This window comes from Zobellia sp. OII3 (assembly GCF_002211465.1).
Classification (GTDB): Bacteria; Bacteroidota; Bacteroidia; order Flavobacteriales; family Flavobacteriaceae; genus Zobellia; species Zobellia galactanivorans.
Window position 1 is genome coordinate 41,383 of sequence record NZ_MWRZ01000007.1, and the last position, 16,298, is coordinate 57,680.

Annotated in this window: 10 protein-coding genes; 4 read left to right on the top strand and 6 right to left on the bottom strand. The window is 45.4% G+C overall.

All coding sequences use genetic code 11. The annotated features are described in order from the left end of the window. Positions 1–164: 164 nt before the first annotated feature. The 4 genes from B4Q04_RS16650 to B4Q04_RS16665 all read left to right on the top strand — a co-directional run bounded on the left by B4Q04_RS16650 (position 165) and on the right by B4Q04_RS16665 (position 8,232). On the top strand, positions 165–3,344 hold the full coding sequence (locus tag B4Q04_RS16650; RefSeq protein ID WP_088697484.1) for a SusC/RagA family TonB-linked outer membrane protein: 3,180 nt from the start codon (positions 165–167) through the stop codon (positions 3,342–3,344). An 11-nt stretch (positions 3,345–3,355) separates the two neighbouring features. Further along, positions 3,356–5,266: a RagB/SusD family nutrient uptake outer membrane protein gene (locus B4Q04_RS16655; RefSeq protein ID WP_088697485.1), complete on the top strand. Its 1,911-nt coding sequence runs from the start codon at positions 3,356–3,358 to the stop codon at positions 5,264–5,266. Positions 5,267–5,286: 20 nt separating this feature from the next. Continuing rightward, positions 5,287–7,290, top strand: a complete 2,004-nt coding sequence (locus tag B4Q04_RS16660; RefSeq protein ID WP_088697486.1) for a SwmB domain-containing protein — start codon at positions 5,287–5,289, stop codon at positions 7,288–7,290. 102 nt (positions 7,291–7,392) lie between these two features. Further along, complete coding sequence (locus tag B4Q04_RS16665; protein WP_088697487.1) at positions 7,393–8,232, top strand: family 16 glycosylhydrolase; 840 nt, start codon at positions 7,393–7,395, stop codon at positions 8,230–8,232. Between the two features lie 7 nt (positions 8,233–8,239). On the opposite strand, the gene B4Q04_RS16670 is transcribed toward B4Q04_RS16665, so the two are convergent. The 6 genes from B4Q04_RS16670 to thiD form a co-directional block, all read right to left on the bottom strand. Then, a complete protein-coding gene (locus tag B4Q04_RS16670) occupies positions 8,240–9,343 on the bottom strand; it encodes an aldose epimerase family protein (protein ID WP_088697488.1) in 1,104 nt (367 codons plus the stop codon). Positions 9,344–9,404: 61 nt separating this feature from the next. Beyond that, a complete protein-coding gene (locus B4Q04_RS16675) occupies positions 9,405–11,096 on the bottom strand; it encodes a sulfatase (RefSeq protein WP_088697489.1) in 1,692 nt (563 codons plus the stop codon). Between the two features lie 33 nt (positions 11,097–11,129). After that, entirely contained in the window at positions 11,130–12,521 is a 1,392-nt protein-coding gene (locus tag B4Q04_RS16680) for a sulfatase (RefSeq protein ID WP_088697490.1), read from the bottom strand. Between the two features lie 14 nt (positions 12,522–12,535). After that, positions 12,536–14,044, bottom strand: coding sequence for an alpha-L-fucosidase (locus B4Q04_RS16685; RefSeq protein ID WP_088697491.1), 1,509 nt, complete (start codon positions 14,042–14,044; stop codon positions 12,536–12,538). Between the two features lie 28 nt (positions 14,045–14,072). Then, positions 14,073–14,822, bottom strand: coding sequence for a DUF1080 domain-containing protein (locus B4Q04_RS16690; RefSeq protein ID WP_088697492.1), 750 nt, complete (start codon positions 14,820–14,822; stop codon positions 14,073–14,075). 306 nt (positions 14,823–15,128) lie between these two features. Then, positions 15,129–15,926 (bottom strand): bifunctional hydroxymethylpyrimidine kinase/phosphomethylpyrimidine kinase, encoded by a 798-nt coding sequence (gene thiD, locus B4Q04_RS16695; RefSeq protein ID WP_088697493.1) that lies wholly within the window; start codon positions 15,924–15,926, stop codon positions 15,129–15,131. Positions 15,927–16,298 lie beyond the last annotated feature (372 nt).

The following is a 16,298-nucleotide window of genomic DNA, read 5'->3' on the forward strand; positions in this document are numbered from 1 at the left end:
TGTTTTTACAGAATGTCTTCTATTTAAAAACTTGTTGATTAACCATATACGGCAGATCTAGTTTTGAGACTTAATCATTTGACCTAAGGATCAAATCATATGTCATTAGGAGAACGAAATAAAAAAGACACATTTGTTTAACTAAATTTTAACAAGGAGAATGTATGAAAAACGAGCTATTATTAATTAGGAATTCCAAGCTAAGGCTTATCACACTTATAGTGTGTCTATGCTTTGGTTTTGCGAATGCGCAATCACAATCCGTTTCCGGTACGGTGTCTGCAGATGGAGCGCCATTACCGGGTGTAAGTGTGGTGGTAAAGGGGACACAGACGGGAACCGTTACCGATTTTGATGGTTTGTACACCATTAAGGCCAAAGCGACCGATGTATTGATATTCAGCTATATTGGTTTTGCAACCAAGGAAGTAGCCATTAAGGGCAAGTCGAGCATAAATATTACGTTGGAGGAAGACGCGGCCCAACTCGACGAGGTTATCGTAGTAGGGTATGGTACCCAACGTAAAAAAGAACTTACCGGGGCGGTGGTACAGGTCAAGTCCGAAGATTTGGCCAAGACTACAACGGCCGATATCGGTACCGCATTGCAAGGGCAGATTGCAGGTGTTAACATTACGGCCAGTTCGGGGCAACCTGGGGAAGAGGCCAATATTCTAATTCGTGGGTTTAGCTCTTTGCTAGATGGGCAAAACGGACCGTTATATGTCGTTGATGGTATACCGTACAATAGCGACCCCCAGTTAAGCATTAGTGAAATAGAATCTATAGATGTACTAAAGGATGCCGCTTCGGCATCTATCTACGGAACGCGTGGTGCCGGGGGTGTTATTTTGATAACCACAAAACAGGGTAAGGTCGGTAAGATGGATATTCGGGTAAACTCCGAATATGGGGTCCAGGATATTACTTCGGGCACACCTTTGATGACATCTTCCCAGATGACCTATATGGAAATGCTCCGTGGGGCGTTATCCAGTGGTAAATCACAAGGGGGCGTAAATGCCGAAATACATAGGAATAGATCTTGGTTCACCAATGATACCCAGTTGGAAGATTTGATCTTGAACGATTTGGCGCCGATCCAAAACCACTCGATCAATGTTTCGGGAGGGAAAGACGGCCTGACCTATAATTTCAACGCCAGTTTCTATGATCAGGCAGGTATAATGATCAATTCGGATTATAGTAGGTTCAATATTCGTTCTAACACCCAGTTTACCAAGGGCAAATGGAAAATCATGACCGGTCTTACCTTTAAGCGTGACGAGAAGACCGTGCCGAACTATGGGGTTTTCAATAAAATTTTAGAGTACAAACCCTTTCAGCCCGATATAGAACTGGGGCAAACGGAATTGACCGATGTAACCGAAGACGATATTGACGAACCCGGGGGCATAGGACCTATCAAAAACCTTGGGGGCGTAGCCAGAAACCTTAATACGAAAGAGGTTAGGGACGGTACCAGTAACGGAGCCAATGTACAGATCGATTACAAGCTTTCCAAAGCCTTGAAGTTCACGGCCAGGGGAGGTGCCAATTTCTCACATACCAAAGGGGTTCGTATTATACCCCGTCTTGATGTGTACAACACTGCGGGCGATTTGATTCCGCCCAACCCTTGGGATATCTCTTTGATGCAAACCTCGGTGACCGATAACAATAAATTGACTTTCGAAGGCATGTTGAACTATCACAAAAAAATAGGTAAGCACGATGTGACCCTGCTTTTGGTGAATTCCCTAGAGCAGACCGAAAACGAATATTTCAGGGCCGAAAAAAGAGACAATGCTGATGCGGCCGTTACGGTTTTTGATGGCTATACTACCGGAGACTTGATTACTTCCGATGGAAGGGATTATAAGCGAACACTGATCGGTTATCTCGGTAGGGTACAGTATAACTATGATGGAAAATACATTTTTAGCGGGAGCCTAAGAAGGGACGGTTCGTCTCAGTTTAGCCCTCAAAACCGATGGGGATGGTTTCCAAGTGCTTCCATAGGGTGGAACGTTTCCGACGAGCCTTTTTGGGAACCGGTAAAGGAAACGGTAAACTCGTTTAAGATCCGGGTCGGATACGGTACTACGGGGAATGATAGGTTTGCTTCCTATAGCAATCAGGCCGTTGTTGATTTAGGACAGGATTATGTATTCGGAAGTGCCGATGTAGATCCCAGCTTGAACTCAACCACCGAAACCCCGGCATTGGGTACTACCCAAGAAAGATACGCGAACGAAAACGTAAAATGGGAAACCTCGGTAGAGCGAAACCTCGGGGTTGATCTGGCGTTTTTCGATAATAAATTGACCTTTTCCAATGATGTGTATGTAAGTGAGAAGAAAGATTTGTTGTTCGGGGTCGTAAACCCACCGTCAACAGGGGTGTTCGGAGGTAATCGAAATAGCATTCTTAATATTGGCGATATGCGTAATACGGGTCATGAGATGGCTTTGAAATACAATCATCACGGTAAGAAGGGATTTAGTTGGAATGTGGGGGTTACCTATGCCAAGAACGTCAACTTGGTAACCAAAACCAGTCCGAACAATCCGGTGATATTTCTAGATAACAGCTATATATCGCAACGTGGTCCCAAAGAATTGGTCAGTGTGATCAGGGAAGGTTACGAAGCTGCCGCATTTTTCTTACGTGAGACCGATGGTGTCATCAAAACCGAAGAAGAGCTGGAAGCCTATCGTGAAATCGATCCGGCTGCTTCCCTAGGGCAACTGCGCTATGTAGACCAACTTACGGTCGATACCGATGGAGATGGTATACCCGATGCCGGTGATGGCAAGATCGATCAAGATGATAAGGTGTACAAGGGTAGTGGATCGGAAGATTTTAATATGGGACTGAATATCGGTGCCAATTACAAAGGAGTGGACTTTTCAATGAACTGGTACGGTTCGCAGGGTGCGGAAGTGATGAACGGAAGTAAGGCATATGCCTACCAATCAGGGACCCATGCCGATATCTATTATTCGTGGACCACGGTCAATACATCTTCCGATATACCTTACTACGATGGGTCGCCCAATACCAATTCATATCGGGATGCGTCGGATTACTTTTTAGAAGACGGTTCATTTATTCGACTTCGAAACGTTAGTCTGGGTTATTCCTTCCCTAGAAAAATAATAGACAAGATGAGGCTTGCCAAATTTAGGATTTACGTTCAAGCCCAGAATGCGCTAACCATTACCAACTATTCCGGTTTTGATCCAGAGGTAGGTAACAATGGTTTTAGTAGTAGGGGAATAGATCAGGGTACCTATCCGGTAACGTCACAGTATAAAGTGGGGCTACAATTACAATTCTAACACAACGAAAGATGAAAAAAACATATAAAACAGATTTGAGAAAGACAAAAGGTCTCTTAAAGAGAGCTATGGCATTATGCCTTTTGATAGGGGTGTCACAGGCATGTAGCGATGACTTTTTAGATCAAACGAACCCCAACTCGCTGACCACCCAAAGTTTTTGGAAAAACAATTCACAGCTGAACCAAGGGTTGAATTCAACCTATAGTGCATTGAAAAATAGTAATGTGCTGGGGATTAGTGATGAGGCCGTACGTACCGATATTGCCGTTCCTAGTGGATACCGACAGGCAACCCGGCCGGATGAAATGTATTTTCAAGATTTTACGGCCAACACCAAATATGTGGAAAATAAATGGAACGCCCTCTATTTGGGCATTTTTAGGGCCAATCAGGTTATCGAGAACTACGAGCGCTTGGCGGTCGATTATAATAGCGATGCAGCTCGGGAAGAAGGTTTAAGGGTATATGCCCAGGCCCGTGCCTTGAGAGGCTACTTCTACCACGTATTGAACGTAAGTTTTAATAATGGCAATGTGCCCTTGGTAAGTTCGGTTCCCAAAGACTTTGAGGAATTTCAAAAGGCCCTGTCCTCTTCCGATGCCGTTCAGGCATTTTATCGAGAGGATTTGCAATTTGGAGTCGATAACCTGCCCAAAACCTATGCGGAATGGGAGTCCCTCGGAAGTAATAACCTAGGGCGGATTACCGCCGGGGCGTGTGAAGCCCTATTGGGCAAGAGCTACTTGGCCGAAAACGATTTTCAAAATGCAGAAATACACTTTAGAAATGTAATAGAGAACTATAACTATGCCTTGGTAGAAGATATAGCCACCAACGTGACGGGTATAGCCGAGTTCAATTCCGAATCTATTTTTGAAATCAATTATACCACCAATGTCAATCTTGAAACCAATGGGGAAGAGTCCTTGGCCCAGAACATTACCCACATGATCTTCAATGCGAATATTCAGCCGAGTTCTTGGTTGGTCATGAAGTACCGGGCCGAAAAGCCCGACCCTGCCGATCCTGCCAATATCAATGTAGGGGCGAATGTATACAACGAGAATGGCGAAATCATCGGAACCGAAGATCGTATGAGGTTGTACAGTAAGCGAATGGGCGATTGTATGGGCCAAGTCGATGATCCCGACGCTCCCATGTACGGCGTAGTCTGCGGGGAGTATGGCAATGCAACGGGCGTTGCGCCCTTTGCAAGAAACCGTGTCAACATGTTTAAAAAGTTCTTGCACTGGAATACGATAGGGGGCGGTGCCGGTGAAGATCGCTCTACGTTGATGAACAACCGTTCCGGTATCAATATTCCCGTAATCCGTTTGGCCGATGTATACTTGATGTATTCCGAATGTATGATCGAATTGGGCAATCTTTCCGAAGCCTTAAGGTACATCAATCGGGTAAGGAAGCGTTCCCATCTTATTTTATTGGGCAAGTCTACCGAGGCCGGTGCCGAGTTCAATAATTTGGAAACGACGTATATGGATGATATCGATTTTGATTCTTCTAACGGTGAACAGCCCGTTACCCTTGATAATTTGATGGAACACCTTCGCTTCACCGAAAGACCCTTGGAAATGGGCTTGGAAGATGATCGTTCGGTAGATTTAAGACGTTGGGGCAAGTTCAAGGAGCAATTGGTACACATGGCTTCCATTTCATATGACTACTGGAATTTTGAGAAAAATTTGAATGGCAAACACGGTACCCGATACAAATGCTTCCTTACGGTTTCGGGCGAAGAGCCAACGACCTTTACCGGGTTGAAGGTGTTCAATCAGCCTGCCGAGATCCAAGATGTAACGGTAGGGGCACAAAAGTTCAATGAAAGTATCCATTCGTACCTGCCCATGCCACAGAGTGAGATTGATTCCAACCTGAATTGGGACGAGTTTGTTCAATAATCAAAGCTAAACAAAAGAAGATGAGAGATATAAAATATAGTATTAGGTTTTTGTTTTTGCTGCTGATCATCATCGGTTGCGAAGACGATGATGAGTATGTGGCCCCGAATAGTTTTGTCGATGCCGCATTTACCACCACTTGGGGTACAGCGGTAGATAAAGATATCGATATCAATAACTATGGGTCCTTTATGGATCTGTCCAACGGTACGATCAAACATGAGTGGACCATTCCGGAAGGCACGTTTTTCTTAAAAGGTCCCTTGCCTACAAATGCCGATAATTTTGAGAAGTATATCATTGAAGATGCCGGTAAGGTTTCGGAAGAGGGCACGGTACACGTACTGTTTTCCAAGGGCGATTCGCTTACACCGATAAAGTTGCACAACGAATATGAGGAGTATACCGAATTCGCTTTGCCTACCGGATGGGATGCGGAAACCAATTCAACTATAATCGACACCTTGAAAACTGTGAAAAAAGGTTCGGTATGGGTATTGGACTATACACTGATCATTGATGTGTACGATACTATTGTGGCCGATATGGAAATCAGGAATATGGCCGGCAATAAAATCGATTTTAAAAATCAGGATGTTATCGACCTGAAATTTGGCGATCAATTGATCTTCGAAGACCTGAGCCGTAACAATAATACGTCTCGCCCTAACACTACGGTATGGACGATCCATACCATTGCCGAAAACAAGGAAGACGAAGAAAACATCATCAACGTCAACGAAGAAAAAACGATCGATACCCTTACCTTCAACAAGCGTATCGGACAGTTTAAAGGTCGCCTGATCTCAAAACGGGAGCGAACCGAAACGGTGCAGGCAGATGAGGAGATTTATGAAATACCCGTAATCTTTAACGTAACCGCGTTGGATGAGGCTTTGGAGCTGTCGGGAGATGTAATGGAACTTGCCGATAATACCATTGTGGTGCCCGTGAGCTCAAAGTTGGCCCCATTGACCGAAGATGTTTCTACGCACTTTTCGGTAAAGGTCAACGGGGTTAAAAGACCTGTGGCCACGGTAGCCCAAAACCCGACCAATGCCGCGCAGTTGTGGCTTACACTGGCCACTCCCTTAGAAGGGGGCGATGCGGTGAATCCGGTTACGGTTTCGTATGACGGCGGAAATGCTACCTTAAAATCAATAGATGAGCGTTTGCTCGAGGCTTTTACCGATGTAGCGGTCGAGGTGTACGTGCCCGTACCGGTTCTTCGGGTCGGAACGGCACAAAAGAAAACTGCTGACGATGCTATTTTATTACAGTTCGACCAAGAGTTGGATCCGGCTTCTATTACCGCTTCTGCAGATGCTACCATGGGCTTTTCGGCGACCGTAAATGGAGTGGCCTCCGGAGTTAGTTCTGTTGAGCTCGATGCGACCGACCCTTCTATCTTAAAACTATACTTGAACGAAGAGTTGTACAGGGATGATGAAATAGCTATTTCATATATGGCCCCGGGCGATATTCGCTCCATCGGCGCGGGCGAGCTGTCCGATTTTGGTCCCGACATCGTCACGCCCGACGAAGATAATATTCTAGGGGATGTAGGTATGTTCGAGAATGCCATCGGAACCGATTGGTTGAACACAGGTTCGAACGGTACGGGAGCGGCAAGTATTACGGCCCCGCCAACACCTGATTTTCCTTCAGCAGTAGCTCCTTCGGGCAATGTAATGCATCTATCGGCCCCTGACGGGAATAAGCCCAACACCATAACGAGTGGCACCTATCCTTTTGAGGCCGGGGTGGTGTACCGGGTGAAGTTCAAGCGCTACTTGGGCAGCACCACGTCTACCACCTTTGCCAAGCATTTTTTCGGAAGCCAGCAGATCAACGATAATTGGAACGATCCCGAAGATGAGTTGGGCAAGTGGCAGTTGGTCGAGTTTACCTTTACCGCAGCTTCCACAACCAACGGAACTGTTCGTATTCAGCCTGTACCGGCAGGCATAAGCGATGTGTATTATGATGAGTATATCATTCAAGTAGATGATAATAGACCTTAAGTGAAAATTTGTTTGTTTGTAGTGTTTTGATTATTTAGGAAAAACCGCTCCCACTTGATAAATTGGAGCGGTTTTTAATTGTAACGGTTTAAAAAAGATACGATGGGAAATACAATGCTTTTGACCCTATTATTGGTCGTAGTTGTCGCTTATGGGCAGACGCCGCCGCCGCCGGAAGGTTTTCGATGGGTAAAGAACGAAAGTTTTAGTGATGAATTTGATGGGGAAGTGCTCGACACTACAAAGTGGTATGCTCGTTCGCCCTATTGGGTAAACGGCAGGCCCCCCGCAACGTTTAGGGCCGGTTCGGTTTCGGTAAAGGAAGGTAAGCTTCAAATCAAAAATTCGGTTTTGGATGGCGATAAAAAATACAATATAGCCGGAGGGGCAGTCGCCTCCGTGGCGAAGGATGCCCTATACGGTTATTACGAAGCGAGAATGAAGGCATCAAGCATCAGTATGTCCTCTACGTTCTGGATGAAAAATAAACCCGACACCAAAGAATGCCCCTTCGAAGTACAGGAATTGGATATAGTTGAGGTGGTGGGCCAGCAAAAGACGGGGTGGGACTTTAGAACCAACCTGAAGTCAAATACCCATATTTTTTATACGGATTGTGATGGGGAGAAAACCGTAAAATCGGCAGGGGGAACCGAAGCTAAGATCGATCCTCCGGCCAATGAGGCCTATCACGTTTATGGCTGCTGGTGGGTAGATGCCAATACCATTAAGATCTACTTGGATGGCGAATACCAATTCACCATGAACCCCAGCACCCATTTTAGGGACACTCCCTTCAATAAGCCCATGTATATGCACATGGTCACGGAAACCTACAATTGGGAAACACCGCCGACCCCCGAAGAATTAGCCGACGATACAAAGAATACCACCTATTATGATTGGGTAAGGTCGTATACCTTGCTTCCTGTAGATCAATAGGGGGGAATTACTCTTCCACCCCAAAACGGAAGATGGTGGTTTCGTCGTATTTTTCTCCCGGAAGCAATAGTGTGGAAGGAAAATTAGGATGATTGGGCGTGTCGGGAAAATGTTGGGTCTCTAGGCAAAACGCCATATGATCGGAATATCGGATGTCGTTCTTTCCCGTAAAGGTATCGCCTATGGTATTGCCCGAATAGAATTGTACCCCGGGTTGGGTCGTGAAAACGCTTAGTGTTCTGCCCGATTTGGGCTCTACAACTTGTATTACCTCCTTGAGTTCTCCATTGGGCTTGTTGAAAACATAATTGTAATGGTAGCCGTTGAAATTCAATTTGTGGATGTTCTTTCCTATTGGGGTAGGGGAAGTTAGGTCCCAATCGGTACCTTTTACCGTCGCCAAATTCCCGGTAGGAATAATTTCTTCATCAATTTCGGTATAGTTGTCCGCATCGATTTTGATGATGTGGTCGTAAATTTTATCCTTTCCACCATTCAGATTAAAATAGCTGTGCTGCGTCATGTTGACGTGGGTAGCCTTATCGGTAGTGGCTTCATAATGAACGTGAATGGAATTGTCGTCGGTCAGGGTATAGGTAACGTAGCTATCTAAATTACCAGGAAAGCCCATGGTGCCCTCTTTTGATAGGTGGTGTAACTGAACGGAGGGCCCTAGTTCGTTCGCTACGATTTTCGACTGCCATACCACACGGTCAAATTCGTTGCCGCCGTGCAGGCAATGGCCATTACTGTTTTGCGCTAGCTGGTAGGAGGTTCCGTCAATTTCAAATCTGGCGTTTCGTATGCGGTTCGCTACGCGTCCAATCGTGGCCCCAAAACAAGGGTGCTCGGCCTTGTACTGTTCTAAATTATCGAAACCGAGCACCACATCTTCAAAAACCCCTTCTTTATCCGCAACGTGTATAGCGGTTATGGTCCCACCAAAATCGGTGATTTTGACCACCATACCGTTTTCGTTTGTCAGGGTGTACAATAGTACTTCTTTACCTTGGGCCACACCCCATTTTTCACTTTTGACGCCGGCATGTTGGGAATTCAACCGAGCTATGGAGCAAAGGCATATCAAAACGGCATACATGTAACTTTTCATAGTCTCTTCGTTTCAATCGGGGGGCTTAGGTTAAAAAGTATTTTACGTATAAAATTACCTTTTATTTGGGTTCTATGAGTACATTTCTCTCGGCTTCGCTATCGGCGGTGTATCTGACCACCTTGGGGAAACCGGTGCCTCGGGCCTTGGTTATCTCTTTCTTCCAGACCTTTCGCATGGTGTTCAGCTTATCGGCTAAAGAAGCGTCATTGGCTAGGTTGGAGGTTTCCTTGGGGTCTTTTTTTAGGTTGAAAAGCTCTTCGTAAACCGCAGGTTCTCCTTGTAAAGGCCCTTCGGCATAATCACGGTATACGGCAATATCGGGATCATGTACCTTATAAAGCATGGAACTCATGTTGATGCCCATCGCTTTGGCCGTTGCTATTTTCTTTAAAGCCGAAAAGTTCTCGTTTTTGTAGTAACGGATATACTTCCATTCTTGATCTTGAACCGATTCGCACCTTGGGTTTCCAAATTGGGTCGACCATAAGTTTTCGGTGTATAGATAAGGGCGTACACTTTCTTGGTTTCCGGCCAAAAGTGGGGTCAGGTCTTTTCCTTGGTAAGAATCGGGAATGGGTATACCTGCCATGGACATCATGGTTGGGGCAATATCGATACTTTGCACGAGGGCATCCGATGTTTTCCCGCGCTTTGATTTCTTTGTTAGGGGATCGAAGATGATCATAGGAACATGCGTGGTCTCTTCATAACACAAAGCTTTTCCCCCTAAACCGAACTGGCCCATAAATAGTCCGTGATCGGAAGTAAATACAATAACGGTATTCTTATCTAACTTTTGGTCCTTCAGGGTTTTTCTCAGTTGACCGAGAAGGCGGTCGATGCCGGTGAGGGCTTCCATTTGCCTTATATAGCGTTCCCTAAAACCTTCGGGGGTATCTACATAGTCATATCCCGTTTGCCGGTCTTCGGCATGAAGGAGTTCCGCGGGAAGCTTGGGCGTTGTGATATCTTTTCGGGCCACGTAATTTTCCGGTAGGGGAATGTTTTGGTCGCGGTAGAGCGACTTGTAAATTTCATCGTCTGAATCGCGCATTTGCATAGAACCTGTGCCCGCACCATGGGGTAGGTTAAAACAAACGGAAAGCATAAAGGGTTTGTCCGATGGTCTCTGGTCAATAAACTTCAAGGCCCCACCCAACTTTTGTTCGTTCGATAAAAAATCTTGTACGCCTTCGTCGATCACTTCTACTTGGGTGTCGTATTTGGCATCTTTGAAAATTTCATGGCGATCTTTAGGGTAGAAACCAAGGTGGCCGTGTCCTGCATACCAGTAATCAAAACTCTTTTCCATAAGGCCACTGGCGTAGCCGCCTTTACCTACGGGTACATGGTTTTTTCCGATCCAGCCCGTATAGTAACCGTTTTCTCGCATCACCATAGGATAGGTGTTGGCCCAGCCTTCTTCAGACATACTGGTGCCGGAATTAAAGTTTATACCGTGCTTTCGTTCAAATTGACTGGTGAGTATACTGGCCCTGCTTGGGGTGCATATGGCGCTGGTTATATGGGCATTGGTGAATAGAACGCCCTCTTTGGCCAATTGGTCTAGGTTGGGGGTCTGAACAATGGTATTGCCCGTACACCCCATGAGTCCGTATTGTTGATCATCGGTTAGGATGAATATAAAATTGGGCCGTTCTTGTGCCCATCCCGATAATGTAGAGGCCGTATAGACCAAACATACTAGGAGTAAATTTCTAAGGGATCTTACTTGTAAATTCCGTGTCATTTTTTCAAATACTTAAAAGTGCTTTTTCCGTTCTTATTTTCCTGTGGGGCCCATGGCTTTTTTTCTGAGGGTTTGAAAGGCTTTTTCCTCCTTGATAACGTTTTCACGATGGGGATCGATCCAACCTGGCACCAGGTTTTTGGCATCCCAAGCGGTGTAGGCTTTTTCCAATTGGGCAATTATCTCTGGATGCTTATCGGCAACATCGGTGCGTTCCCATGGGTCGTTTTTTAAATTGAAAAGTAAGGTTTTGCCTTTGTATGCGCTCTTGTAAAGCTTATAATCACCAATTCTAACGGCGTACTCGAATCCTCCTACGGAACGCCAGAACAGTTTGTCGTGTGGGCTCCCGCTTTTACCCTCTAAAATGTAGGGTAGGAGGGTGGTGCCGTCTAATTGGCTTTCTTTTTTCACCTTGCCACCGGCAGCTTCCAAAAAGGTGGGGAAGAGGTCAAGGGAGCTAACCATCTTTTCATAGTGCTGGCCACCTTTTAGTTTTTTTGGCCAAGTGATAAAGAAAGGAACTTTTATCCCGCCTTCGAAAAGCATCCCTTTATGTCCACGATAGGGTCTGTTATCGGCATGTTCGCCACGTCCGCCATTGTCGCTCAAAAAGACCAAAATGGTATTTTCTTTCATGCCGTTCGCAACCAGGGTAGAGTCTATTCGACCTACGTTGGCATCAACGGCATTTACCATAGCGGCATAGATGCTACGGCCACCATACTCTATATGTTTGGTCTGCTCAAGATATTGTTTGGTGGCCTGGTCTGGGGCATGTGGTGCATTATAGGCCAGGTACATGAAAAAAGGTTTGTCGTCTTTTTTGGTGATAAAATCTATGGCCTCATCGGTAAAATCGTCCGTTAGGTACCTGAGTTCATTTTGGGGAACCGGTTCTCCGTTGCGAACGATAGTTTTTATCGGGCCGTCAGGTATTCCCCAGTAATTCATGCCGCCTCCCGCAAAACCGAACCAGTGGTCAAAACCTTGGTGGATCGGGTGAAGGCTGGGGTGGTCGCCCAAATGCCATTTACCGATGGCGCTGGTGCGGTACCCATGTTCCTTTAGGGCTTCGGGAATCATTTTTTCGGAAAGGGGAGTTCCTACCGTATCATCGTTCTCGGAATCGTAAGGCATATTACAATCATGCCCAAAACGGGCTTGGTAGCGTCCGGTCAAGAGTCCGGCTCTAGATGGACTACAATAGGGGTGCGATACATAGGCATTGTCAAAAACGATACCTTCCGAAGCCAATCGGTCGAGGTTAGGGGTGGGGATGTCGGTCGCCCCGTTAAAACCTACATCGGCCCAACCTTGGTCATCGGTCAATACGACAATAATGTTAGGTTTTTTTTCTTGTGCCAAACTTGAAAAAGCGGTCATAAGCGCTAAAGCAAGTGCGTATAGAAATTTTGTGTTCATAAGGAAATCTGTTGTTATTGATTGAATACTATTTTATAGACTAGTGCGGCTTCGGCCTGTTCGGGTTTCTTTCTTGGGGAGGTCACCCAAAGGCCTTCCATTGTTTTTTTCCACTTTATTTTTTGCCTGCTGCCCAAGACCGAAATCGATTTGATTTTTTTGTCTTTGGCCTTATCGGCAAAAACGGTCAGTAGCTTTTCTTTGTTTTCACCTGGCCAACCGAGTTGAATGGCATAGACGATGTTGTCTTTTTGGGTGTAGCGGATATCATTGGAGTTTAAGTCGGCTAAACCTTTTTTTATCGCCCCATAGGCGTTCCAGGCGTCTTTGGGGTCGCGTTTCAAGATGGTGGGGCCTTCACCAAAGGCTACGAAGGGCTTGGTGTTATAAATGGCTTCCCCATAAAGCTTGAGCCAGGCACCGATGCCTTCCATAGCCTTTACCTGTTCTTCGGGGATGGTGCCATCGGCCATGGGACCTGCCGATAAAAGCATTACCCCATTTTTACTGACCACTTCCGCCAACATACGAATGGCCTTATGCGGATTGATCGCGGTACGTTTGGCCTGATTGTAGCACCAAGAACTTCCTAATATAAAATCGGTGATCCAAACATCGGGGGTAATATCCTCCATCGTGGCCCGCTCGACGTTTACCACGGCCAGTTCGGTGGGAAAAAAAGTGCCCTTGGTATTGACCACGACTTCTTTGCCCAATGCCTCGGCCTTGTTGAAATAGTTGGCCAAGAATTGTTTTCTGTGGCCTTCCTTGATAAAACGTTGCCCAAAATCCATCCAAATATAATCGGGGCAGTGGGCCTCTATGACCTCGTTTAGTTTTTCCAACCAAAGGTCGTTCGCCTCATCATAGCCTAAATTGCCATAAAGTTTACGGTATTTGGGGGCTTGGGGTACTTCAACCGAATCGTATACCCAATTGAATTGGCTTACAGGCCGTAAAAAGGTGTTTTCGTTCTTAGGGTAGAACATCATGTGGAAACCGTGGTGAAAGGTGGCCATGAACTTTAGCTTGCGTTTTTTGGTTTCTTCCCCTATAGCTTTGACCACGTCGATACCGGGACCCATGGCTTTTGAGTTCCATTCGTTCACCTTGCTGTCCCACAACGAAAAGCCATCGTGGTGTTCGGCAATGGAGCCGATGAATCTGGCCCCCATGCCTTCGAACATATCGACCCACTCGACGGCATTGAATTTTTCGCCTTTCCACTGGGGGATAAAGTCATGATATTGAAAATCCTTACCATAGGTTGTTTTGTGATAATCGTAAATGTCCTCACCCCAACCTTCACGGTCGTAAATGTACATCCACCTCGGGTACCATTCACTTCCCCAAGCAGGTACGCTATAAACGCCCCAATGGAAGTAAACGCCCAATTTGGCATCGGCAAACCAATCGGGAGCGGCCTTATGTTGTTTCAAACTTTCCCATTCGGGTTTGAATTTTTGCTGGGCCAAGCCTAGGTGGGTAAAGGCAATTAGTAATATGGCAACATATTTTTTCATAGAACATATTGGTATTAAGAATATCTAATCAATTCAGCTCTTGTATTCTTATGTTTCTGTAGATGATTTCTGAGCCTTCGGCCTGTAGGGCTATATTGCCCTTTTCCAAAGGATGGCCTTCCGCATCTAAAAAGTCTTTTAGCTCGTTGACCAGATGTCCGTTTTCAAAGAATCGGGCACTTTGTGAGCCCCTGACCTCTACACGGACCTTGTTCCAACCGTCTACTTCGTAATTACCGTATTTGTCACCTTCTAGGTATGTTTTTTTACCGCTTGAATCGAGTAGTTTTTCAGAACCGTCTTTCTGGAACCACCTTACCTTTGGGCCTTTTATGACCCATAGGTCGCCCGTGTCACCTTCTTGTATCTGGCATTCCAAACAGGTGGGCCAGATGACTTTTTCGCCTTGTACGTGAAAAACTATGCCGGCATCACGTTTGGCGTCTTGTCGGGGAGCGAACTTGCGTTTGCCCCATTTATATTCCAATTCTAGGTTAAAATGACTGTACTCACGTATAGAGGTAATCATTCCGAAAGGGGCCTCATCGCCTTTCCAGTCATAGAGGACCTTGATTTTGTTTTTCTTTACTTCAAATAACTCTTGATTGTCGGGAAGGACGTTCGGTGTAATGGTATAGCTGATGCCGAGTTCGTTTTGGGGAAACGGATTGGTCCATTTTACCGATGATTCTTTCTGTAATGATTCTTGTGCCGTAGCGCAAAAGGATACGCATAGCCATAGAATTGACGTGAAAATCGAAATTATTTTTCTGTTCATTGGTGTGGTGTTCTAAACTAGGAGGGAAATTCCAAATTTAGAACTTATATCGGAGCAACAGATATTTTATATACTACCACATATGTTTATATCGAAGGAATTAGGGCAAAATAGGAAGCACAAGCGCCGTCGTTAAAATGTTTTATGGTTTTATGGGGGATTTTTTTCGGGCTCCCCTAACCACTCCATAACTTACATACGGTTTAGGTTTGATAGGTACTCATCTATTTCTGCCGTTGTTTAAATATTTAATGAAATGGATATTTAAAATTATAGATATGTGTTTATAAAAAATAACACTTATTGTCAAAAAAAATGATGAACGGGTCCATGGCCCTTGCCAAGGCGTCTGTCCTTACCATGGGCAATGGCTTCATTTAGGTAGGAGCACCCTTTTCTTACGGCGGGTTCTAGAGTTAAACCCAAGCTCAATTGTGCCGCAATGGCCGAGGATAGGGTGCAACCAGTTCCGTGGGTGTTCTTTGTGGCGATGTAGTTGTTATGAATAAAAACCGTGTTCTGGGTTTCGTAAAGAAATAAGGTATCGGTCATTTGATCTGAGACTTCCAAGTGTCCCCCTTTCAATAATACCGAGGTTTGAAATCGATTCCCGATTTCCTTGGCCGCCTCACCCAGTTTTTCGGAATCTATTTTTTTGCCGATCAGGAGTTCGGCCTCGGGTAGGTTAGGGGTAATGAGGAGGGCATCGCCCAAAAATGACTTTAGACTGTTCAGGGCTGCCGAGTTCAGAAGTCTGTCACCCGACGTGGCCACCATTACGGGATCTATGACGATATTTCTTATACGGTATTCCTTAAGGGTTTCTTGTACCGCTTCTATGACTTCGGAAGAATGGAGCATTCCTATTTTGACCGCACCGAAGACAATATCCCCAAGAACGGCTTTCAACTGTTTTTTTATATGGGGTACGGGTATGGGGTGAATGTCAAAAACACCCTGGGTGTTCTGGGCCGTAGTGGCGGTTATGACCGATGCCGCAAAAGCCCCATTGGCACTGATACTTTTAATGTCGGCCTGAATACCGGCACAGCCCCCGGAATCGCTTCCGGCTATGGTTAATACACTCTTATAAGTTGAATTCATACAAGGCAGGGAATACGATGGTCATAAAAGAAGCTCAAATGTATCAAATTATTTTAGAAGGAGTCGGGTGACAACGCCTGAGATTTGTCTTGGAAAAACGAACAAATGAATAAAACCAAAATTTGTTGCTAGCCCTGAAATTTTCACTGTATTGCGGCAATGGGAGGCTAGGCATTGAGGCCATATTTCCCTTGTTCTGATCTGTGATATAGAGCTAGTTTACTTCGGATTTTAATTATGCCCAATAATCTGAAAGGAAAACAACACCTCTGTTAGGTACTGGTACCAAAAGGATCTTCGATGAAATACACAGTTGAAAAATGAGTTCGTATACAAAATTTAAGATTTCCCATACACTCCGCCCTTAACACA